Genomic DNA, 391 nt, shown 5'->3' on the forward strand with positions numbered 1-391 from the left:
AGCCAACAGCACCAGCGGTTTCACCACCGTTGCTGCTCCGGACAACGTCTACGTCGGTACCAACGACGCGGTGATCAAATCGATCGCTTCGGTTGATGGCGCGGATGTCGGCAAGTTCGAGAACCTGGTTCTGGACAAAACGCCGGTCAGCACTGCTGTTACTGACGAGCCTGGCTCGGGTACTCCGGGTGCCGGCAACGAGGGCGACTTGGTCAAGGTGACCATCACGGCTGACCAGGTATCGGTCGCCGAGAACGTCAAACCGACCTTCACCGTGCACATCAACACCGCGCTGGCCCACGACCTGGTCGTGACGCTGAGCAATAACGCGGTTGTGACCATCAAAGCCGGTGAAACCAGCGCGCCGTACACTCACGAAGCACAGGGCGAT

1 protein-coding gene is annotated in these 391 nt (G+C 60.1%); it reads left to right on the forward strand.

What is annotated here, in order from left to right; translation table 11 throughout:
• On the forward strand, positions 1 to 391 hold a 391-nt coding region (locus AC5PZ0_RS28320; RefSeq protein ID WP_493856221.1), incomplete at both ends, for an immunoglobulin-like domain-containing protein.

The sequence above is a fragment of the Pseudomonas sp. 5.2 genome (assembly GCF_059025405.1).